Raw genomic sequence first — 22,016 nt, 5'->3', positions numbered from 1 at the left:
TATGGTGGCCGATACGACCACGCCGGAACAGGGAGGGGCAACGGACCCGCGCACCGCTCGCACCGACCGGAAGATTCTGGCGGGTGCGTTGAAACTGCTGCGCGAGTCAGGTCCCCAAAAGGTCACGATCGAAGCGGTGGCGGTAGTCTCCGGCGTTGCCAAGACCTCGATCTATCGTCGCTACAACAACAGCGACGAGTTGCTCGAGGCCGTTCTGGAGCAGGTGTACTCCACACTTCCACCGGTCCCGCCCACCTCGGGGGATTGGGAAGACAGCATGCGCGAGGCCATCGAGGTGCTGTTCGAGGACATGGGCAAGGGCGTGGCTCTGACACTGCTTCAGGACCCGGGTTCAACGATTTCGGAAGTACTGCGTCGCAAGATCATCAGGCCGCGCATGGAAATTCTTCGCAACCTTCTGCAGCGCGATGTGGAACTCGGGCTGATCCGCGAGAACGTTGACCTGGACGTGGTGATCGATTTCATGCTGGGTGCTTCCTACGCCCACGTGGCCAGGTTTGGCAGTTTGGGCGACGACTGGCCGGCCCGAGTGCACGCCACGCTGACGAACCTCGTGGCGGTTGAGAGTGGGGAGTGACACTCATACCGTCTCCAACTCACGACGGATCGCGTGCTGAAAACCCGACTATGAAGTTTTGCGTCTGACGTTTGGGTTCACGGACGCCGAACCTCCTACGGTGAATGACGTTGCCGCCTCCGGCGGTGAGTCCTACCCGTGACAGTCCAGGAGTATCGCGTGACACCGTCATCCACCGCCGCGCCCGCGGACACAGAGCGCTCGGGGCCACCCGGCACACCGCAACAGCGGCCCGAGACCTTGACCGTGGTACCCGCACGAAATCCCTGGCGCTGGGTTGGGACCGCGCTGGTGGCACTGGTGCTGTTCGGCATCGTGTGGTCACTCCTGACCAATCCCCGATGGCAATGGGACGTGGTGGCCCAATGGCTCACCGCGGAGTCGGTGATCAACGCCCTGGGCAACACCCTGCTGCTCACCGTCATCGCGGCCGTGGGCGGGTTCCTCCTGGGCTTCATCCTGGCACTCATGAGGATGTCCAATTCGGGTCTGCTGTCCTCGGTGGCGTGGTTCTACATTTGGATCTTCCGCTCCGTGCCCCTGCTGGTTCAACTGTTGCTCTGGTACAACGTGGGCTATCTCTACGAGGTGATCAGCGTGGGTATTCCGGGCACGGACGTGACGTTCTTCCAGGTGCCCACCACGGACATCGTGAACAAGTTCGGCGCCGCGGTGCTGGGGCTGACGCTGCACCAGGCCGCCTACTCCGCGGAGATCATTCGCGGTGGCATCCTGGCCGTGGACCAAGGCCAACAGGAGGCAGCGGCGTCGTTGGGTATTCCGCGCTGGCGCCGCTCCACGCACATCGTGCTGCCCCAGGCGCTGCGTTCCATCCTGCCGCCGGCATTCAACGAGATCATCAGCCTGGTCAAGGGCACCTCGGTGGTCTACGTGCTCGCGTACAACGAGCTCTTCTACACGATCCAGGTGATCTACGCCCGCACCAATGAGGTCATTCCCATGCTGCTGGTGGCCACGCTGTGGTACGTGATCATCACGACCGTCCTCAACATCATTCAGTACTACGTGGAGCGTCACTTTGCCCGCGGTGCGGTGCGGACGCTCCCGCCCACCCCGCTGCAGCGGTTGCGTTCACGCTTGGGAGGCACGCGATGAGTTCCAACGCCCACAACAGCCAGCACACTCCGCCGGAGCAGATGAAGGATAAGAGCCAGGAACCGAAGGTTCGGCCCGCCAATGGGCACGTGGTGATCGAAAACGTCTACAAGTCCTTCGGAGACGTGCGGGTGCTCGAAGGCGTGAGCCTGGACATCAAACCAGGGGAGGTCGCCGCCATTCTGGGGCCCTCAGGATCCGGCAAATCCACGCTGTTGCGTACGGTCAACCATCTGGAGAACATCGACGCCGGCCGCATCACCATCGACGGCAAAATGGTGGGTTACGAACAGCGAGGCGACAAACTCTACGAACTGCATGAGAAGGAGATCCTGCGCCGACGCACCAACGTGGGCATGGTGTTCCAGCAGTTCAACTTGTTCCCGCACCTTCGCGTGTTGGACAACGTGATGGAAGCCCAAGTCTCCGCGCTCAAACGGTCCACAGCGGAAGCCAAGGCCAAGGCCCGGGAACTGTTGAAGCGCGTGGGCCTGGAGGACAAGGAACTCGCTTTCCCCCGGCAGCTGTCCGGTGGCCAGCAGCAACGCGTAGCGATCGCACGCACACTCGCACTGGATCCCGCCGTGGTGCTCTTCGACGAACCTACCTCGGCCTTGGACCCCGAGCTGGTGGGGGAGGTACTGGACGTCATCCGAGACCTTGCATCGCAGGGCGTCACCATGCTGGTGGTGACCCACGAGATGGGGTTCGCGCGCGACGTCGCCGACACCGTGATCTTCATGTCCGACGGACTCGTGGTGGAACAAGGCCCGCCGCGCGAAGTGTTCTCCGCTCCCAAACACGGACGGACCCGGGCGTTCCTGGGGTCGGTCCTGGAACCGGCGTACAACCTGTGAGCCGCGCAATGGACCGCCGTACGGTGCTGCGCGCAGCCGGCCTGGGTGGCCTGGGCTTATTGGGGTTGAGTGCGTGCACCCAGCCCGAGCAGCCGCAACCAACTCGCGAGGACGGGGTGCCCTTCGACCTGAGTCCCGAACAGAACAGCCGGGTCCGCTCCGAGGTGGACCCCGCGGCGCGGGCGTTGCTACCCGAGAAAATCGCAGCGGGTGGGGTGCTCACCGCGGGTGTGCTCAACACCTCCCCGCCCTTGGCATTCAGCGCGACTGATGATGTCACCCCCATTGGTTCTGAGGTGGACACCGCCTACCTCATCGCGGACAAGCTGGGGCTCGAACTGAACCCGCAGGTCACCTCATGGGAAAACTGGCCGCTCAAACTCGGCGCCAACGAGTATCACGTGGCTTTCGCCAACGTGGGTGTCACCGAACCGCGGCTCAAACTCTACGACTTCGCTACCTACCGCGCGGCCTATATGGGCTTCCTGGCGCGCAAGGGCCAGGGGCCGGTGGTGAGTTCGCCGGACGACATCTCGGGGCGGAAACTCTCGGTTTCTCCGGGTACCAACCAGGAAAAGATCATCATGGCCTGGAACGACCAATTGGTCGCGGAAGGTAAGAAACCCGCAACGCTGGATCTCTACTTGGACAACACCAACGCGGTCCTGGCGCTTGCGGCCGGGCGCATCGAGTACTACTTGTCGCCGTTTCCCACGGGCTCCTATTACGCGGCCACCCGCGATGATCTCGAGGTTCGAGGCAAGATCAGCGCCGGGTGGCCCAGTTCGACCCTCGTGGCCGCAACCACGCTCAAGGACTCTGGCCTGGTCAGGCCTTTTCAGGCAGCGCTACAATCTGCCATTTCCTCCGGTGAGTACCGGGAAGCCCTCACACGCTGGGGGCTGGAAGAAGAGTTCCTGCCCGAGTCGCTGATCGTCACGGAGGAGACGGGGATGCCCTCGTAGGGCGAGTGAAGGGCTAGAAGATGTCCTTCTCGTCCGGACGCTTTGCCAACTGTGACTGCACATAGTCCGTCACAGCCTTACCTGTCGGGATATCTTTTCCGGCTTTCTCGGACATGAACCAGCGATGTTCCAGAACCTCATGGACGATCTCCGCGGATTCGAGCTTGCGCCGCATTTCCGCAGGAACCGCCTCCATGATGGGCACGAAGATCTCACGCATCCACAGCTGTGCCGTGAGATCTTCGGGTAGGCCCGGGTACAACGCCTGCCCGAACTGGCTGATGTCCGTGAGGATGCGGCGCGCCTGATTCTCGTGGGTGTCCAACCCGGTGAGGTGCAGCAGGCGTCGAGAGTGGTGTCCTGGTTCGACCACCCGAGGACGCAAATGAACCTGACCGGAATCGTCGGATTCCAGGGAAGCTTCCTCGACGTCGAAGCCCAGTTCGTTCAACCGCTCCACTCGTGCCTGCACACGCCAGCGCTCATCCAGGGCGAAACTCTCCTCCGCTGTGAGTTCTTCCCACAGGCTGGTGTACGTGGAGACCAAGCGGTCCGAGATGTCGAACGGGTCGACGTTCTCCGGGGTCAAGCCCACTTCCTCCAGGCGACGCTGCATGTGTTCGCCGGCCAGCAGGTCCATGACCTCTCCAGCGACATTGGTACGGGCCAATTCGATGTCGTACTCGCGTTGGCCGCGGGAAAGTTCATTGTGGATCTCACCCGTTTCGGCGTCCACCAGGTAGGCGGCGAAATGACCGGCGTCGCGGCGGAACAGCGTGTTGGAGAGCGAGACATCGCCCCAGTAGAACCCCGAAAGGTGCAACTGGACGATCAATGAGGCCAGCGCGTCCACGAGCAGCTCGACCGTTTGAGGGGAGGGAACTTGCTCGAAAATAGCCCGATATGGGAGAGAGAAACTCAGGTGATCCGTCACGAGAGCGGCGGGTAACGGTTCGCCCTCTTCGGTGAAGCGGTTGGTGACGACCGCGTCCGGGGTGACCGACGGGGTGCCCATGCGCAACAGCCGCCGTAACAACCCGTACTCCCGTTGGGAGTAATGGGGTGTGGTTTCTTTGACCGCCACGACCGTGGAACCCACGTGGGCAAACCGCACCACGTGGCGCGAAATCCCGCGCGGGTAGGCCGCCAGAACCTCGGGCGGCCATTCCTCGAGGGGAATATGCCAGGGCAGGTCCAAGAGCGCCGGGTCCGGGAACGCGGTGTTGATCGAGACCCGTCGGGAACCGGGGGGTGTGGGTGAACCGAGCGGTGCTGGTGCCGGGGAGGCGTTCATGTCACTTGATACTAGTCACCGCGCGTGCCCGTTGGTCGGCGAAAACGCCCAAGAGGTCCGCGAGTTCTTGCGGTCCGCTCACTCGCTGGGCGGCAACAGTTTCTTTGTCCCCCACCTTGATACCGAGATCCTGCCCGGTCAGAAGCTCCATGGCGTCCTCGTCCGTGACATCGTCGCCGGCGAAAACCGTCACGTCCGGCGACGCCGCGGTTTTGATGATCCGCAAACCGTCACCCTTGGTCGCGCTCAGTACGGAACACTCGACCACTTGCTGCCCGGGGGTGATGCGCAAACCGTCCAGAGCCGAGTAGGCGCGGGTCATCTCGTGCAAAGCGCGTTCAGACACCCCGGCGTCCTTGATGGGCCGGGTATGGAAGCACACCCCGGCGGGTTTCAGCTCCGCGCGGGATCCCGGGTAACGGGACACCATGTCTTCGGTCGCGTCCACAGCGCGGTCCAAAAGGGCCAGTTGCTCCGCCGTCAGATTGATGTCATGTTCGGCATCTTCCGGCAGATCCGGCAGGGCCGACAGATCCATTTCCGCACCGTGGGATCCGGACAACACCATGTGGCGATCCGGATCCACTACGTCACGCAAGAACTCCAACGGCCGCCCGGAAATGATGGCCACCGTGGTTCGGGGCAGGACAGCGAGAGCATCCAGCGCGGCTCGGGCTTCGGGCAATGGTCGCGAATCAGCGGGGTCCTCGGTGAAGGGCGCCAAAGTGCCGTCGAAATCGAAGGCGATCAACAGGTGCTCCGCGCCTGCAGCACGGGCCAGAGCGTCACTGACCGTTTCAGTCATGGGATTCACTTTCTGCCGATTGTTCGCCGTACTGGGCGAGGTCCTCCAGGAAGCGCTGAGACCAATCCACCACGTCGTGGGTGAGTACCTGTCGCCGCATGGAACTCATCCGCTTCTTGGCCTCTGCCCCGGACATGTCCCGGGCGTACAGCATGGCTTCCTTCAAACCGTCGATGTCGTGCGGATTGACCAGGATCGCCTGCTTGAGCTGCTCGGCCGCACCCGTGAATTCGGACAGCACCAGAGCACCCGAGCGGTCTTGTTTAGCGGCCACGTATTCCTTGGCCACCAGGTTCATACCGTCACGCAGCGCGGTCACGAGCATCACGTCCGCCGCCATGTACAGGGCCACCATTTCCTCGAACGGATAACCGTGGTGCAGATACCGCACCGCCGTGTTGGCCATGGTGTCGAACTGGCCGTTGATCCGACCCACCATGCCCTCGACCTGTTCGCGCAACTGGATATAGGAGTCCACGCGCTCGCGGGACGGGCTGGCCACCTGGATCAAGGCGGAATTCTCGACCGAGAGTTTCTCGTCCTCCAGGAGTTCTCCGTAGGCCTTGATGCGATGCAGGATCCCCTTGGTGTAGTCCAAACGGTCCACGCCCAGGTAAATGGTCTCCGGGTTGCCGAGTTCCTGCCGGATTTCCTGGGCGCGCTTCTTGGTTTTGGGGTCCGAGGCCAACTCGCGGATGGCCTCAACATCAATGGAGATGGGGTAGGCCGCCGCGTGGACAGTCCACGACGTCTTCTGGTCCCCGGCCCCGCTCGATTCCTGAGCTGACGCGGACGACGACGTCGCGGCGTCGTCGTCCGCGAAGGCCGTCTCGGAAAATTCAGCGGCGCCGTTCGTGAAGCGCACCCCGAGGAACTTGCGTACGCAGCGCTGGAAGTTCTGCGCGTCCCCGGGGCGCTGGAAGCCGATCAGGTCCGCGCCGGTAAGACCTTCCAGGACCGCCTTGCGCCACGGCAACTGGGAGTAGATCTCCGTGGGAGGGAAGGGGATGTGGTTGAAGAAGCCGATGGTGATGTCAGGGCGGAGCTTGCGCAGCATGCGCGGCACCAACTGGAGCTGGTAATCCTGGACCCAGACCGTGGCTCCCGGGGCGGCTGTCTCAGCGGCCATGCGCGCGAACCGCTCGTTGACCCTGCGGTAGGCGTACCACCAGGTTCGGTGGAACTCGGGCGGGGCAATCACATCGTGGTAGAGCGGCCAGAGCGTGGCATTGGAGAAGCCCTCGTAATACCGTTCGACCTCCAGTGCGGAGAGGCCCACGGGGACCAGGTGGAATACATCGTGGTCGAAGGGCTCGAGCGTCTCGTCAGGGGCACCGTGCCACCCCACCCAGGCGCCGTCGCGCGTTGCCATGACCGGTGCCAACGCACTCACCAGGCCGCCGGGGGAGCGGCGCCACGTGCTCTCACCGTGCTCGTCAATATCGCGATCGACGGGAAGTCGATTGGAGACCACCACGAAGTCGTACCCGTCAGTGGGTACCTCCACTTGGTGATCGGATTGGTCTGCAAGCACAACGAACTCCTTCCGCCCACGACATTGGGTTTACACCCATTCTAAGGTTGCGTACTAACTATTGGGTGGGGCGGGGACAAGGTGATCGCTTGTGAAGCTCCCATTTTCTGGACAACCCCTGAATCGTGGTGACCGCGGGGGCCGGGTAATCTGAACGTGACACATCATTTGACCGGAAGGAATCACGGACTCCATGGCTTCCCAGAAAAACACGGCCGGATCGTCGACCGCGGATCAGGCGCGCGAGCGTGCCCGTCAGATTGCGGACCGCGAGGCACGCAAATCCAATGGCAAGTCCAAGGGCCTGATCGCGGGCATTATTGCTCTCCTGCTGGTCATCGGCCTGATCATCGCGCTGGTGGTCTGGCAGAACAACAAGAACACGATTCCCGAGGCCGGTCCGGTGCCCGCCAGCGCCAACCAGTGGGGCGGCATTCAGGTCAATGAGTCCCAAATTCCCCAGAACACCTCGGATGTGGACGAACGTGACATCAACGACGTGCCCGAGCGTCCGGAAACCGTGGACGAGTCCCAGACCCCTCCCGGCATTGTGAACCCCGATGACGCTGCGGACAACGGAGAACCGGTACAGCTCGTGGTCTTCCAGGACTTCGAGTGCGTCCACTGCGCTGATTTTGAGGCCGAGAACGGCGATCTGATCAAGGAAAAGGTGCTTTCCGGGGACGTGACCTTGGAGAACCGTAACCTCAACTTCTTGGACAGCGGTAGCCCGGACGCCTACTCCTCGCGTGCCTCCAACGCTGCTTACCTGGTGGCCGAGCAGGTCGACCCGGAGCAGTACATGGACTTCACCAAGGAGATCTTCTCCCACCAGGGCTCCGGCGGCCTGAGCAACGAGGAAATCGCCGAGATCGCGTCCAAGCACGGTGCCAACGTGACCGCCGACCAGCTGAGTGAAAACACCTACCGCCCCATGGTCAACATCATGGCCCAGGAATCCGTGGCCAACGGAATCGCCGGGACGCCCACCATCTTCGTGGACGGCGAGCGCTACGCACAGGGTGACTTCGAGAAGGCCCTCAACGACGCCATCAAGGCCAAGAACTAAGGCTGCCTGTCGGGCGTACGAGTCCCGACGGATCTCGCTGAAGCGGGCCCGGTACCTCACGGTGCCGGGCCCGTTTTTCATTGAGACTGTGATGTCCGTCTCCTATACTGAAATTCCGTTGCGGCGGGCATCTAGACAACAGCGTGCAAAGGAGCATGACGATGAGCTCGACTTTCCAGGCAGCAGTAGTCCACAACTTTGGCGATGAACTCACGATTGATGAAGTGGAAATCCCCCAGCCGGGGCCGGGCGAGGCCCTGGTCAAGCTGATCTCCTCAGGCGTGTGCCACACCGATCTGCACGCTGCGGAGGGGGACTGGCCCGTCAAGCCCAAGCTTCCGTTGATTCCGGGTCACGAGGGCGTGGGCACCGTGGTCTCCGTGGGTGAGGGAGTGGACGACCTCAGAGAGGGTGACCTGGTGGGCAATGCCTGGTTGGGAAGCGCCTGTGGTAACTGCCAGTACTGTCGATCCGGCTGGGAGACCCTGTGCGAGGAGCAGGGCAACTCCGGGTACGCCACGGACGGGTCCTTTGGCGAGTACATGCTGGTCAACGCCAAGTACGCCGCGCGCATACCGGAAGGTTCCGACCCATATGAGGTAGCCCCCGTGTTGTGTGCCGGTGTCACCGTGTACAAAGGCCTCAAGGAAACCGAGGTGCGCCCCGGTGAGTGGGTCGTGATTTCAGGCATCGGCGGTCTGGGCCACTTGGCCGTTCAGTACGCGGTAGCCATGGGTATGCGCGTGGCCGCCGTGGACGTGGCCGATGACAAGCTTGCGCTCGCCAAGAAGCACGGCGCGGAGGTCACGGTCAACGCGTTTGCAGCGGATCCGGCGGAAACCATTCAGAAGGAAATCGGCGGCGCCCACGGCGTGCTGGTCACGGCCGTGCACCCTGATGCGTTCGGCCAGGCGATCAACATGACCCGCCGCAAGGGAACGATCGTGTTCAACGGTCTGCCCCCGGGAGAATTTCCCGCGCCGATCTTCGACATCGTGCTCAAACGACTGACCATCCGCGGGTCCATCGTGGGTACGCGTAAGGACATGGAAGAAGCCCTGGACTTCTACGCCCGCGGCATGATTCATCCCACGTACCACACCCGTGAACTCGGCGAGATCAACCAGATCTTCGACGAGATGCACCACGCCAAGATCGATGGCCGCGTGGTCATCAAGTACCAGTAGCGAGCGGCTGGGCTGCCTCAGACTATGACAACGGCCCGGACGCTGAAGACAGCATCCGGGCCGTTGCCCTGCCGAGCCCCCTGCCGGATTCGAACCGGCGACCCTCTGTTTACAAGACAGATGCTCTGGCCATCTGAGCTAAGGGGGCGTGCCCGTTGCCGAACTGAGTGGCACGGCGGTGGGACCGCTCCATATTACTGGACAACGCGTGGATGGACGAACCGCGACCCTCCGTTGCTGAGAGCGGCATCACTTAGGGTGCCCGTACTTAGTTAGGAATTACTCACTATCGAGCGGCACTCAAACGTGCTTTCATATCAATCATGGAAATCAAGGGAAAACTTGCCCAAGCTATCAACGATCAGATCACCATGGAGCTGCAGGCCACGGTTGTGTACCGTCAGCTCGCCATCGAGATGGACGTCGCGAGCCTGCCCGGATTCGCCAAGTGGTTCCGCGCCCAGGCCGCCGAGGAAATCACGCACGCTGAGAAGTTCATCGATCACATGGTGGACCGCGGCGGGGATCCCCAGATCGGTGACATGGCCGGACCCGATATCCAGGACAAGTCCGTTCTCGGCTGCTTCGAGGCCGCTCTGAACCACGAGCGCAAGGTCTCCGAGTCCATCCGCAACCTGTACCGCCTGGCGCAGGAAGAGGGCGACATCGACTCCATGCCGTTGCTGCACTGGTTCATCAACGAGCAGATCGAAGAAGAGGCCACCGTGGAAGAGATCTGCGATCAAGTGCGCCTGGTCCATAACGACGGTCCCGGTGTCCTCCGATTGGACGGAGAGCTCGGCGCACGTAAGGCACCCACCGTCGCATAGCTTGCCCGCACTTGGGGTGAGCGACAAAGGCCGGCACTGCGGATTCGCAGTGCCGGCCTTTTGCTGTCCCTTATTAGGACTTATTCGATACAGCCATCCTGCCAGCGGCCACTATCGAAGGATTGTCAACGGTGGTCTTGCCTACTCCTGAGTGATCTCCACATCAGCCTGTTCCTGGCGGCCGAAGGCCCACAGCAACAGTTCGGACGGTTCGCCGCGCACCAGGTCCACGCGGCGTGCGGAACGCTTACCTCCACGAACGGCACCGAAGCCATTGGCCAACAGCACCACCGAGTTGGATTCCTTGCGCAGCAGAGCCGGGCCCATGAGCTTGAGAATGTTCCAGAGATCCTTCTGCTCATCGTGGAGCAGCTGCCGCGCGTGCCACTGGGGCTGGGCGCGGCGGACGTCCTCGTGGTGAACGAAGAACTCACCGGTGTTCATGCGCTTGTCCACGGGGGACCAGCGTCCGGGGGAGTGCAACGGCGGGCGCTCCACGAGGTCGACGAGCTCTTCCCAGGGCATGTCGTTGTACTTGTTCTCCACGGTTTTGAAGTGGGAACCCACAACGGGGACCTTGGGTGCGAAGATGCCCACGGCGGCGTCGGGCCGGCCATCGCGAATCACCAGGTGGACGGCCAGATCGCGCGCGTTCCAGCCCTCGCACAGGGTGGGGGCATCCGGACCTACGCGGCGCAACAGAGCGGCCAAGTGGCGACGTTCAACATTGGCGAAATTAGTCATTGAGAATCCGTTCTAGCAGTGCGTACGGTCAGTTTCCACGGTAGACGGGCAGGGTGCTGATTACTAGCGACCCTCCGCGGGGGCTTCCTGGGCAGGATCCTGATCCGAGGGCACCTCGCTGGTCTCGGCGTGTGCTTCCGGGGCGTTGAACTGGGAATCGTAGAGATCCGCGTAGTAGCCGCCCAAGGCAATGAGCTCATCGTGGGATCCCTGCTCCACGATTTTCCCGGAGTCCATGACCAAGATGGTGTGCGCGTCGCGGATCGTGGAGAGCCGGTGAGCGATCACGAACGAGGTGCGCTGGGCTCGCAATGCGGCCATGGCGTGCTGCACCAACAGTTCCGTGCGGGTGTCCACCGAGGACGTCGCTTCGTCCAGGATCAGCAATGAAGGCTGTGCCAAGAACGCGCGGGCAATCGTGATGAGCTGCTTCTCACCCACGGAAATGCTCCCGCCCTCTTCATCGATGTGAGTCTCGTAGCCGTCAGGAAGGGCTCGGACAAAGCGGTCCACGTAGGTGGCCTTGGCGGCATCGATGACTTCATCATCGGTGGCGTCCTGACGGCCGTAGCGAATGTTCTCCATGATGGTTCCGGAGAACAGCCACGCATCCTGGAGCACCATGCCCACCTGGGAGCGCAGTTCCTTGCGCGACAGATCGCGGATATCGATGCCGTCCAGGGTGATGCAGCCTTGGTCGATCTCGTAGAACCGCAGGATCAGATTCACCAGTGTGGTTTTGCCGGCGCCGGTGTGACCCACGATGGCCACCGTATGACCGGGGTGCGCCTCGAACGAGAGGCCTTCGATGAGTGGACGAGCGCCGTTGGCCAGTGCCTCCTTGTCGTACGAGAAGCTCACGTTGTCGAAACGAACGTGTCCACTGGACCGAGCGGGCAGGTGCTCGGTGGCCGTTTCAGGATCCTGCTCCTGGGCGTCCAACAACTCGAAGGTGCGTTCCGCGGAGGCCACGCCGGACTGAAGCTGTGTTGCCATGCCGGCCACTTGGGACAGCGGCTGCGTGAATTCGCGCGAGTACTGGATGAAGGCGGTGGCATCACCGAGAGTCATCTGACCCGTGGCCACGCGCAGACCGCCGAACACTGCAATTCCCACGTACGACAGGTATGAGATGAACTGCATGACCGGCATGATGGTGCCCGACATGAACTGGGCGCCGAAGGATGCGTTGAAAAGCTTCTCGTTACGCTCGTCGAATGTGGCGTCCATGTCGTGCTGACGGCCATAGGCGTGCACCAGTTCGTGGCCCGAAAAAGACTCTTCGATGTGGCCGTTGAGGTGACCCGTGGCCTCCCACTGTTGGGTGAACAGCTTCTGGGACCGTGTACCGATAAATCCTGCGGCTACTGCGGAGAGCGGGAGGGCGATCAGTGCGACCAACGCGAGTTGCCAGGAGACGATGAACATCATCACGGTGATGCCGATGACCGTGAGCACACTCTGCACCAGCTGGGAGAACGCTTGCTGCAGAGCGGTCTGGATGTTGTCCACGTCGTTGGTTACACGGGACATCATGTCACCGCGCTGTCGTGAGTCGAAGTAGCTCAGGGGGAGAGCGTTGATCTTCCGCTCCACCTCCGCGCGCAGGTTGTACACCACGCGCATCACCACGATGTTCAGAACATAGCCCTGCAACCACATGAGCAGCGACGCCACCGCGTACATGCCCAGTACCGTGAGGATCAGCGTGCTCAGGAGCGTGAAGTCCACGCCCTGTCCCGGAACCAGGGTCATGGCCGACATCATGTCCGCAAGGGTGTCCTGGCCCTGCGCTCGCAATCCGTCGATCACCTGGGCCTTGTCCGCACCCTCGGGCAGTTGCCTACCGATCACGCCGGCGAAAATTACGTCCATGGCTCGACCCAGCACACGAGGCGCGTAGACGCTCAGCACGACTGACACGATCACCGCGGCGAACACCACCGTGAGCGCCAGTTTGTGCGGGAACAACAATTTGACCAGCCGGATCGCGGAAGGCCAGAAATGCCGCGGCTTCTTGGCCGGTGCTTCCATGTCGCTCATTGAAGCCCCTCGGTGCTCTGCTCAGCGCTGAGCTGAGACTCGACGATTTCGCGATAGGTATCGCTGGAGTCCAGCAGTTCCTGGTGCGTCCCCCTGGCAGTGATCCGTCCGTGCTCGAGCACCAGGATCTGGTCCGCACCAGTGATCGTGGAAACGCGTTGCGCCACGGTCACCACGGTCGAGTTGCGAGTGACAGGGCGCAGAGCGTTACGCAGGTTGGCGTCCGTGGTGACGTCCAACGCGGAGAAAGAGTCATCGAAAACGTACACGCGGGGGTCGGTCACAATGGCGCGTGCAATGCACAGCCGCTGCCGCTGGCCTCCGGACACATTCGTGCCGCCCTGGGAGATCGGAGAGTTCAGACCCTCGGGCTTCTCCCGGACGAAGCCATCTGCCTGAGCCACCTCGAGGGCCTTCCAGAGTTCGTCGTCCGTAGCTTCTTGGCGGCCGAACCGCAGGTTGGACGCAATGGTGCCGGAGAAGAGGAAGGGTTTCTGCGGAACGAGCCCCACGCTTGAGGCCAACTTCTGTGGTGGGTACTGCGTCAGGGGGACCTCGTCCAGGGTGACTTTTCCCGAGACCGGATCGAAGAGTCGCGGGATCAAGTTCACCAGTGATGATTTCCCCGAACCGGTCGCGCCGATGATGGCCAGAGTTTTGCCGGGCACCGCCGTGAAACTGATGCGGTCCAGCACGGGGGCCTCAGCGCCGGGGTACTGGAACGTGACGTCATGGAACTCGAGCGTGCCGTGGTGGGATACGGGTTCCACGGGGTGGGCCGGGGCGTTCATGGTGGGCTTGGTGTCCAGTACTTCGGTGATGCGCTCGGCACAGACCACCGCTCGGGGAACCATCATCATCATGAACGTGCCCATCATGACGGCCATGAGGATCTGCAGCAGGTACTGCAAGAAGGCTGTCAGGGAGCCGACCTCGATGAGCCCTTGATCCACCCGGTGGCCACCGAACCACAGCACTGCGGCCGTGGCGATGTGCATGATCATGTTGATGATGGGGAACATCAGGACGAACAAGGCGCCGATCTTCAGGGAGATGTCCGTGAGCTGCTGATTGGCGTGAGCGAAACGCTCGGTCTCGTGCCGCTCCTTGACGAAGGCCCGAACGACCCGGATACCAGTGATCTGTTCCCGGAGCACACCGTTGATGCCGTCAATGCGGTCTTGCATGATGCGGAACCACGGCATCAGCTTGGCCACGATGATTCCCAACAGAACACCCATGACGGGAATGGACACCCACACGAGCCAGGACAGTCCCGGGTCTTCCCGGAGCGCCATGACGATCCCACCCACGCACATGATGGGCGCCATGACCATGAAGTTCAGCCCCATGAGGGTCAGCATCTGGATCTGCTGGACGTCATTGGTGTTGCGAGTAATCAGGGTGGGAGCCCCGAACTTGCCCACTTCGCGAGCGCTGAAGGCTCCGACCTGGCGGTACACCGAGCGGCGGACATCCCGGCCCAACCCCATGGCAGTGCGGGAACCGCAGTAGACGGCAAACACGGCGGCGATCACCTGCACGAAGGCAACGCCGAGCATCACCGCGCCGGTGCGCCAGATGTAATCGGTGTCGCCGCGAGCTACACCCTGGTCAATGATCCGAGCGTTGAGGCTGGGTAGGTAGAGCGTGGCAATGGTGGCGGCCAACTGAAAGATGAGTACGGCGATGATCCAGGGCCGATAGGCGCGGGAGTAGGTGCGCAGCAAACGCAAGAGCATGCGGGGTCCTGACTGTGTCCATAGTGAGCGACGCTCGACTATGACCACAGGATACGCCTGGGCTCAGACAGTCAAACGGGCTAAAGTTTCGGTACACCGAAACTTTGCCATTCTGCCCGAGGAGACGCCTTGTTCAACCGCAGGACCACGGTCGAAAACCGGCCGGCCACCCGCCGCGTCATCACTGCGCTGGGTCCTGCGTTCGTGGCCGCCATCGCCTATGTCGACCCGGGGAATGTTGCCGCCAATGTCAGCGCGGGTGCGAGTTTTGGCTATCTGCTGGTGTGGGTTCTGGTGATTGCCAACGTGATGGCCATGGTGATTCAGTACCTCTCGGCCAAATTGGGCATCGTCACGGGCAAATCCCTTCCGGAGATTGTGGGGGAATCCCTGCCCCGTAAGGCCCGCATCGCGTACTGGGCGCAGGCAGAACTGATGGCGGTGGCCACGGATGTTGCGGAGGTGATTGGCGGGGCCTTGGCGCTGTGGTTGCTTTTCGGGGTTCCCCTGCCGTTGGGCGGCGTGATCGTGGCCGTGATCTCCATGGCCGTGTTGTCCGTTCAGAACCGCCGTGGCCAGCGGATCTTCGAAACCGTCATTCTGGCCATGCTGGGCATTATTACCGCGGGTTTCTTGGCGGGCCTGGTCGTGGCGCCGCCCGATGCGGCGGGGGTGCTGGGCGGTGTGGTGCCGCGATTGGAGGGTTCCCAGTCACTGGTGTTGGCCGCGAGCATGCTGGGCGCCACGGTGATGCCCCACGCCATTTATCTGCACTCCGCACTGTCCCGGGATCGTCACGGGGGCGCGCACGGCGTTCAGCACACTCGGTACCTTCTCCGGGCCACGCGGGTGGACGTGGTGATAGCGCTGATCGTCGCGGGGTCGGTCAACATGGGCATGTTGTTGTTGGCCGCCCGCAATCTCTACGGGGTGGACGGTACAGACACTATCGAGGGTGCGCACGCGGCCATAGCGGAGGCCCTCGGCCCGGCGGTGGGGGTCGTCTTCGCGATCGGCCTGCTCGCCTCGGGGTTGGCGTCCACCGCGGTTGGTTCCTACGCCGGTGATGTGGTGACCGCCGGGTTGCTGCACCGCCAGATTCCTTTATGTGCGCGCCGGATCTTCACCATGGTTCCCGCGGTCATCCTGCTTGCGATCGGCGCCGAGCCCACAGCCGCGCTCGTCGGTAGCCAGGTGGTGCTGAGTTTCGGAATTGCGTTCGCTTTGATCCCGCTCGTGTACTTCACCGGGCGACGCCGCCTGCTGGGGCAATTCACGAACGGACCGTTGCTCTCGGGGGTTGGTTGGGTGAGCGCGGGACTCGTGGTGGTCCTCAATATTGTCTTATTGGGACTCATGGCAATTGGTGTGGCTTAGGGGCTAGTAAAACCACACAAGCACACATAAACTCACATCTTAGTTAGGGGAATCATCGTCGCAGCCCCAACCGTGAGGTGAAAATGTTCGCTGAGGAACGTCAAGAAGAGATCGCCCGACTCGTGGCACAGTCCCGCCGTGTGAACGGCGCCGAGTTGGCCAAGCGATTCTCCGTGACCATGGAAACCGTGCGCCGCGATCTTGCGGTGCTGGAAAAATCGGGGAAGCTGCGACGCGTTCACGGTGGTGCCGTATCCGCGGACCAATCCACCAGTGGGGAGCAGGGGATCGATTCTCGGCAGCGGATCAACGCCACCGAGAAACGGCGGATCGCCGCGGCCGCGCTCGACGTCTTGGACGATTCGGATGCGGGCGCGGTGGTCCTGGATGCGGGCTCGACCGTGGAAATGCTGGCCGACCTCTTGCTGCGCCGTGACAACGGCTTGCAGGACGGCCAGGAGCGACTCATCATCACCCACGCGCTGCATATTGCGGCCAAGCTCGCGGACACGGAGGGCATCGGCCTGGAACTGGTCGGTGGGCGGATCCGCAAGCTCACGTGGGCCGCCACCGGCGCGCGAGCAAGTCAGCACTACGAGCAACTCCGCCCGGACATCGCGTTCGTGGGGTGTAACGGCATCCACGCTCAGTTCGGACTCTCCACCCCGGATCCCATTGAAGCAGTCGTGAAAACGGCCATTGTCCGGGGCGCTCGCAGAGTGGTAGCGATCTGCGATCACAGCAAGCAGGACCGGGAAACGCTCATGAAGTTCTGCTCCCTGCCCGAAATCGACACTCTCATCACTGATCGGGCGCCCGGAGCAGAACTCTCCCGCGCGCTCGAGGAAGCAAACGTGGAGGTGATTGTCGCGTGATCATCACCGTGACGCTCAACCCGTCCGTCGACCGCACCGTGGAACTCGCGGGACCCTTGCAGCGCGGCCAGGTGCAGCGCGCCGACCGGACTCGGCAGGATCCCGGAGGTAAAGGGGTGAACATCTCGCGAGCACTGCAGCTCAGCGGGGAACACACCCTGGCCGTGGTCCCCGGTGACAGTCAAGATCCGCTGCTCGAAGGACTGGACGCGGCGGGGGTTCGCTACAACGCCGTCTCCGTGGGAGCCCCGCTGCGTTCCAACATCACCGTGACGGAACCGGATGGCACCACCACCAAGATCAACGAGCCCGGTCCTGAACTGGACTCCAACACGGTGGACCGAATCATCGACCAGCTGATTGCTCGCGGAGCCGGAGCGCAGTGGCTGGTGCTGGCGGGGTCTGTGCCTCCCGGACCCGCCCCTAATATCTACGCCCACATCACCAACCGCGTGCGCGCGGCCCTGGGGAGTGCGGCACCGCGCATTGCCGTGGACACCTCGGGTCAGCCGCTGGCCGAGGCCGTATCGGAAACCGTTGAATCCCAGCCGGACCTCATTAAGCCCAACGGCGAGGAACTTGCCGAATTACTGGGCCGCAGTGACGGCGAGACCCTCGAATCGGACCCGGCCGCGGCGGCGTCGGCGGCCCGTTCCCTGATGGAACGTGGCGTGGGGGCCGTGCTGTGCACCCTCGGCGGCCACGGTGCCGTCCTGGTGTCCCCGGACGGCGCGTGGCATGCAGTGCATGCACCCGTGACCGTGAAATCCACAGTGGGCGCGGGGGACAGTGCACTGACCGGATATCTGATCGCCCATGTCCGTGGCGAGTCGCCGGATAGCTGTCTGCGTCAAGCCGTGGCCCACGGATCCGCCGCGGCTGCTCTGCCCGGCACCCAAATGCCCTCGATCGACAACACCACACCGCAAGCCGTGACCGTGACGGCCTTGTAGCTGGCCCCCGGGCCGGGCCGGCCCACCTGCGCACATCGCGTACACCACTAGGAGCTCTCATGTCGGACCTCATCAATCCCAGGTTGGTCCTGCTGGACCAGAATCTGGGCAGCACCACCGAAGAAGTGATTCGCGAACTCGCGAACACCGTTCACCGCGAAGGCCGGGCGGAGAACGCGGACGCCCTGGCAGCGGACGCTCTGGCTCGCGAATCCAAGAACGCCACCGGTATTCCGGGTGGCATCGGCATTCCGCACTGCCGTTCGGAGGCCGTTACCGAGGCCACGTTGGTCATGGCGCGGTTGCACCCGCCGGTCGACTTCGGCGCGAAGGACGGCCCCGCGGACATTCTTTTCTTCATTGCCGCGCCGGCGGGAGCGGACCAGGCACACCTCAAGCTGCTGTCGAAACTTGCGCGCTCGCTCATGAAGAAGCCCTTCGTGGCTTCGCTGCGCGAAGCAGAGACCTCGGAACGCGTGGTCGAGCTCGTGGACGACGCACTGGGTCTGGGTACGCCCGCCGACGCCGCACCCACCGCCGACGGCGCCGCCGCACCTTCAGGCAGCGCGGAACAGACGGCTGCATCCTCTGATTCAACCGGAACCGCGGCCACTGGCGCAGCGGCGGGTTCCACCACAGCAGCCGCTGCGGTGGCCGGCCCCAATGCCGTGGCGCAGGGCAACGATTCACGGGGCAACGCCTCACAGGACACCGTCTCCCAGGGAGTAGGTGAGGGCGGTGTTCGCAAACTCGTGGCCGTGACCGCATGCCCCACGGGTATCGCTCATACCTACATGGCCGCGGATTCGCTCAAGAACACCGCGGATGAGATGGGCGTGGACCTGCAGGTCGAAACCCAAGGTTCATCCGGTGCCACCCGCCTGGATCCTTCGGTGATTCGCAATGCGGAAGCCGTCATTTTCGCCACGGACGTGGACGTGCGGGAGCGCTCTCGCTTTGCCGGGCTGCCGTACATTGCGTCCGCGGTGAAGCGCGGTATCGACGAGCCCCGCGAAATGATCGACGAGGCCCTGGCTGCTGCGGACAATCCGGACGCCAAGCGCGTGAGCGGTGACCCCGCAGATGCGAGCCAGACCTCCGACGCCGCCGAAGGCTGGGGCACCCGCATCCGCAAGGCCGTGATGACCGGTGTCAGCTACATGATTCCGTTCGTGGCCGCCGGTGGTCTGCTCATGGCCATCGCGTTCATGATCGGGGATGCGGAGGCGCTTCCCCTCACGGCAGATGAGATTCTCGCGACGGCGACCCTGGGCAACCTGGGTGACGTGTCCTTGGGTGCCTACATTGCGGCCGTACTGTTCAAGATCGGTAGCCTCTCGATGAGTCTTCTGGTCCCGGCACTTGCCGCCTACATCGCGTACGGCTTGGCCGACCGGCCGGGTATCGCCCCCGGTTTCACCGTGGGCCTGGTGGCCAACTTCATGGGAGCCGGCTTCTTGGGCGGCATCGTGGGCGGTTTGCTTGCGGGTCTGTGCGCCTACTGGCTCACTCTTCCGAGGCTTCCCCGCTGGCTCGGGTCGCTCATGCCCGTGGTGATTATTCCGCTGCTGGCCACGCTGTTCGCCGGTGGCCTCATGTTCTTCTTGATCGGTGGCCCCATCGCATTGTTCATGGAGTGGCTCACCGGACTGTTGACCGGGATGAGTGGCGCCTCCGCCATTGCCCTGGGCGCTGTGCTCGGCCTGATGATGTGTGCGGACCTGGGTGGTCCCATCAACAAGGTGGCGTATTCCTTTGCCGCAGCCGGTCTGGGCGCAGCAACCGTTGCCAACACCGCACCGCAAGAAATCATGGCTGCAGTCATCGCGGCGGGCATGGTTCCCCCGCTGGGTATGGCCCTGGCCTCCACGGTTCTGGGTCGCAAGTACTTCACGGCACAGGAACGTGAGAACGGTAAGGCCTCCTGGCTGCTCGGGGCGTCCTTCATCTCCGAAGGTGCCATCCCCTTCGCCGCGGCCGACCCGTTGCGCGTGTTGCCCGCCTCCATGCTCGGCGGCGTGGTGACCGGTGCCATGACCATGGCCTTCGGTGTTACCTCGGCCGCGCCCCACGGTGGCATCTGGATCGCACCCGTCATTGGCGGCTTGCTCGGATTCATCGTGTCCGTCCTGGCCGGCACGGTGATCACCGCAGTGACCGTGGTGGCGCTCAAGCACATCGGTGGCGGACGCAAACGCGCCGCCGAGGCCACCGTTGCCGAACCCGCTCCCGTCAACGCCTAAGGGTGTGAACGACATGGAAAATACTCAGTCAGAAACCAATTCCTTGCAGATGCGTTACACAGGCGTGGGTGTCAGCCCCGGTCGCGTGATCGCGCCGCTGATCCCGATGGCACCGCCCGTGGAGGCACCCCCGGAGGGGGACCCGCTCGTGGAAGATGCCGAGGCCGCCGTCGAACGCCTGAACCAAGCGGCCAAGGCCGTCAAAGCTGAGCTGAAGGAACGCGCTGAACGGGCCCGCTCCGAGGCCGCGGCCGAGGTGCTCAAGGCGACCTCCCTCATGGCGGGGGACAAGGCGCTCATCAAGAATGCCGCCAAGCTGGTGCGCAACCAGTCAGTGAGCCCCGAACGTGCCCTGTGGGACGCGGCCACCGGCTACGCCGACCAGATGCGCGCGATGGGCGGTTACATGGCCGAACGCGCGGCGGACATCGAGGACGTGCGAGCTCGCATCGTTGCCGAACTACGCGGCATGCCTGCACCCGGAGTGCCCCAGCGCACCGAACCGTTCGTGCTGGCCGCCGAGGACTTGGCGCCCGCGGACACCGCGGTGCTCGACCCGGAGGCCGTGGTGGCGCTGGTGACCTCATCCGGTGGACCGCAATCCCACACGGCGATCCTGGCCCGAAATCTGGGTCTGCCCGCGGTTGTTGCCGCCACTGGCGTGACCGACGTGGAGTCCGGGACCCGGGTGTTCGTCGACGGGTCCGCAGGTTCGATCGTCACCTACCCGGGCGAGGAACAGGAGCTGGCGGTCACCGCCTGGCACAAGGCCTCGGAACAGCTGGCGACCTTCAACGGCCACGGCGCGCTCGCAGACGGCACCGAGGTCGCATTGCTCGCCAACGTGGGCACCGCCGACGACGCCCAAGCGGCTGCCGCGGCGGGCGCCCAGGGCGTGGGGTTGTTGCGCACGGAGTTCTGCTTCCTGGGTCGGGACACCGAACCCACGGTCGAGGAACAGACGGAGGCGTACGTCGAGATCTTCAAAGCATTCGGCTCCGCCAAGATCGTGGTGCGCACCTTGGACGCTGGGGCGGACAAGCCCCTGCCGTTCCTCACGGACACCACCGAACCCAATCCCGCATTGGGTGTGCGCGGCTACCGCACCGACTGGACCACCCCGGGTGTCCTGGAACGCCAGCTGCAAGCAATAGCCGCGGCCGCGGATCAGACCGAGGCGAACGTGTGGGTCATGGCGCCCATGATTTCCACGGCCGGGGAAGCAGGGCATTTCGCCGGTCTCGTCCACGCGGCGGGACTCGAGGTGTCCGGTGTGATGGTTGAGACCCCGGCCGCGGCGATCACCGCGGAGCAGATTCTGGACCGTGTGGACTTCGTGTCCCTGGGGACCAACGACCTCACCCAGTACACGATGGCCGCTGACCGCATGCTCGGTTCCCTCGCTGAGCTCAACTCGCCGTGGCAACCGGCCGTGTTGCGGATGATCGAACGCACGGCGGCCGGTGCGCAAGCGGCGTCGTCGGCATCTGGAGAGCACAAGAACGTGGGTGTGTGCGGTGAAGCCGCCGCGGATCCGGCCTTGGCCGTGGTCCTGGTGGGTCTGGGGGTGGACACCCTGTCCATGAGCCCGCGCTCGCTGGCGGCGGTGGCCGCTGTGCTGTCCCGGACCGACCCGGGGCAGGCTCGCACCGTGGCGCAGACCGCGCTGCACGCGACCGGTGCCCAGGAGGCCAGGGAATCAGTCCGAGCCCAGCTGCCCGTGTTGGAACAGCTGGGACTCTGAGCGAAACACTCGGTGCGCCTGGGGACATCCCGGGTGACAC

18 protein-coding genes and 1 tRNA gene are annotated in these 22,016 nt (G+C 63.4%); 12 read left to right on the top strand and 7 right to left on the bottom strand.

What is annotated here, in order from left to right; genetic code table 11:
• Position 1: 1 nt before the first annotated feature.
• The 4 genes from ABD283_RS12150 (at position 2) to ABD283_RS12135 (ending at position 3,536) form a co-directional block, all read left to right on the top strand.
• The gene (locus tag ABD283_RS12150; RefSeq protein ID WP_344225265.1) at positions 2 to 598 is read left to right on the top strand and encodes a TetR/AcrR family transcriptional regulator; all 597 of its coding nucleotides are present in this window, start codon (positions 2 to 4) and stop codon (positions 596 to 598) included.
• Positions 599 to 757: 159 nt separating this feature from the next.
• The gene (locus tag ABD283_RS12145) at positions 758 to 1,714 is read left to right on the top strand and encodes an amino acid ABC transporter permease (protein ID WP_425552836.1); all 957 of its coding nucleotides are present in this window, start codon (positions 758 to 760) and stop codon (positions 1,712 to 1,714) included.
• On the top strand, positions 1,711 to 2,571 hold the full coding sequence (locus tag ABD283_RS12140; protein ID WP_344225264.1) for an amino acid ABC transporter ATP-binding protein: 861 nt from the start codon (positions 1,711 to 1,713) through the stop codon (positions 2,569 to 2,571). The genes ABD283_RS12145 and ABD283_RS12140 overlap by 4 nt, the downstream gene beginning before the upstream one ends.
• Before the next feature lie 8 nt (positions 2,572 to 2,579).
• A complete protein-coding gene (locus ABD283_RS12135; protein WP_344225263.1) occupies positions 2,580 to 3,536 on the top strand; it encodes a transporter substrate-binding domain-containing protein in 957 nt (318 codons plus the stop codon).
• 13 nt (positions 3,537 to 3,549) lie between these two features.
• Here ABD283_RS12135 and ABD283_RS12130 read toward each other — a convergent pair whose 3' ends face one another.
• From ABD283_RS12130 to ABD283_RS12120, 3 genes are read right to left on the bottom strand one after another with little or no spacing between them, the layout of a single operon-like run.
• Positions 3,550 to 4,830 (bottom strand): DUF4032 domain-containing protein, encoded by a 1,281-nt coding sequence (locus tag ABD283_RS12130; RefSeq protein ID WP_344225262.1) that lies wholly within the window; start codon positions 4,828 to 4,830, stop codon positions 3,550 to 3,552.
• A gap of 1 nt (position 4,831) precedes the next feature.
• Positions 4,832 to 5,635 carry a trehalose-phosphatase gene (gene otsB / locus ABD283_RS12125; RefSeq protein ID WP_344225261.1) on the bottom strand — a complete coding sequence of 268 codons (804 nt, stop codon included), beginning with the start codon at positions 5,633 to 5,635 and terminating at the stop codon, positions 4,832 to 4,834.
• On the bottom strand, positions 5,628 to 7,169 hold the full coding sequence (locus ABD283_RS12120) for an alpha,alpha-trehalose-phosphate synthase (UDP-forming) (RefSeq protein ID WP_344225260.1): 1,542 nt from the start codon (positions 7,167 to 7,169) through the stop codon (positions 5,628 to 5,630). The genes otsB and ABD283_RS12120 overlap by 8 nt, the downstream gene beginning before the upstream one ends.
• A 193-nt stretch (positions 7,170 to 7,362) precedes the next feature.
• Here ABD283_RS12120 and ABD283_RS12115 point away from each other — a divergent pair, with 193 nt between their 5' ends.
• Positions 7,363 to 8,238 carry a DsbA family protein gene (locus ABD283_RS12115; protein ID WP_344225259.1) on the top strand — a complete coding sequence of 292 codons (876 nt, stop codon included), beginning with the start codon at positions 7,363 to 7,365 and terminating at the stop codon, positions 8,236 to 8,238.
• A gap of 161 nt (positions 8,239 to 8,399) precedes the next feature.
• Positions 8,400 to 9,425 carry an alcohol dehydrogenase AdhP gene (gene adhP / locus ABD283_RS12110; protein ID WP_344225258.1) on the top strand — a complete coding sequence of 342 codons (1,026 nt, stop codon included), beginning with the start codon at positions 8,400 to 8,402 and terminating at the stop codon, positions 9,423 to 9,425.
• Positions 9,426 to 9,499: 74 nt separating this feature from the next.
• On the opposite strand, the gene ABD283_RS12105 is transcribed toward adhP, so the two are convergent.
• Positions 9,500 to 9,573: transfer RNA gene (locus ABD283_RS12105), tRNA-Thr, on the bottom strand.
• Positions 9,574 to 9,748: 175 nt separating this feature from the next.
• Here ABD283_RS12105 and ABD283_RS12100 point away from each other — a divergent pair.
• Positions 9,749 to 10,255 carry a ferritin gene (locus ABD283_RS12100; RefSeq protein WP_344225257.1) on the top strand — a complete coding sequence of 169 codons (507 nt, stop codon included), beginning with the start codon at positions 9,749 to 9,751 and terminating at the stop codon, positions 10,253 to 10,255.
• Positions 10,256 to 10,396: 141 nt separating this feature from the next.
• Here the strand turns inward: ABD283_RS12100 and ABD283_RS12095 are convergent, their stop codons facing one another.
• From ABD283_RS12095 to ABD283_RS12085, 3 genes are all read right to left on the bottom strand, one after another.
• Positions 10,397 to 10,999 (bottom strand): TIGR03085 family metal-binding protein, encoded by a 603-nt coding sequence (locus ABD283_RS12095; RefSeq protein ID WP_344225256.1) that lies wholly within the window; start codon positions 10,997 to 10,999, stop codon positions 10,397 to 10,399.
• Positions 11,000 to 11,062: 63 nt separating this feature from the next.
• Positions 11,063 to 13,042 carry an ABC transporter ATP-binding protein gene (locus ABD283_RS12090; RefSeq protein WP_344225255.1) on the bottom strand — a complete coding sequence of 660 codons (1,980 nt, stop codon included), beginning with the start codon at positions 13,040 to 13,042 and terminating at the stop codon, positions 11,063 to 11,065.
• Positions 13,039 to 14,784, bottom strand: a complete 1,746-nt coding sequence (locus ABD283_RS12085) for an ABC transporter ATP-binding protein (RefSeq protein WP_344225254.1) — start codon at positions 14,782 to 14,784, stop codon at positions 13,039 to 13,041. Before ABD283_RS12085 ends, ABD283_RS12090 begins: the two co-directional genes overlap by 4 nt.
• Positions 14,785 to 14,913: 129 nt before the next feature.
• On the opposite strand from ABD283_RS12085, the gene ABD283_RS12080 reads away from it, so the two are divergent.
• From ABD283_RS12080 to ptsP, 5 genes are all read left to right on the top strand, one after another.
• Positions 14,914 to 16,161, top strand: coding sequence for an Nramp family divalent metal transporter (locus ABD283_RS12080; protein WP_344225253.1), 1,248 nt, complete (start codon positions 14,914 to 14,916; stop codon positions 16,159 to 16,161).
• Between the two features lie 83 nt (positions 16,162 to 16,244).
• Positions 16,245 to 17,036 carry a DeoR/GlpR family DNA-binding transcription regulator gene (locus ABD283_RS12075; RefSeq protein WP_344225252.1) on the top strand — a complete coding sequence of 264 codons (792 nt, stop codon included), beginning with the start codon at positions 16,245 to 16,247 and terminating at the stop codon, positions 17,034 to 17,036.
• Complete coding sequence (locus ABD283_RS12070; protein WP_344225251.1) at positions 17,033 to 17,989, top strand: 1-phosphofructokinase family hexose kinase; 957 nt, start codon at positions 17,033 to 17,035, stop codon at positions 17,987 to 17,989. Before ABD283_RS12075 ends, ABD283_RS12070 begins: the two co-directional genes overlap by 4 nt.
• Before the next feature lie 59 nt (positions 17,990 to 18,048).
• Positions 18,049 to 20,232 (top strand): PTS fructose transporter subunit IIABC, encoded by a 2,184-nt coding sequence (locus tag ABD283_RS12065; RefSeq protein ID WP_344225250.1) that lies wholly within the window; start codon positions 18,049 to 18,051, stop codon positions 20,230 to 20,232.
• Positions 20,233 to 20,245: 13 nt separating this feature from the next.
• A complete protein-coding gene (gene ptsP, locus ABD283_RS12060; protein ID WP_344225249.1) occupies positions 20,246 to 21,976 on the top strand; it encodes a phosphoenolpyruvate--protein phosphotransferase in 1,731 nt (576 codons plus the stop codon).
• The last annotated feature ends 40 nt before the right edge of the window (positions 21,977 to 22,016 follow it).

The organism is Kocuria atrinae (assembly GCF_039531425.1).
GTDB classification, from domain to species: Bacteria; Actinomycetota; Actinomycetes; order Actinomycetales; family Micrococcaceae; genus Kocuria; species Kocuria atrinae.
The sequence above is the reverse complement of the archived record's forward strand: the minus strand, read 5'-3'. Positions and strand labels throughout refer to the sequence as shown.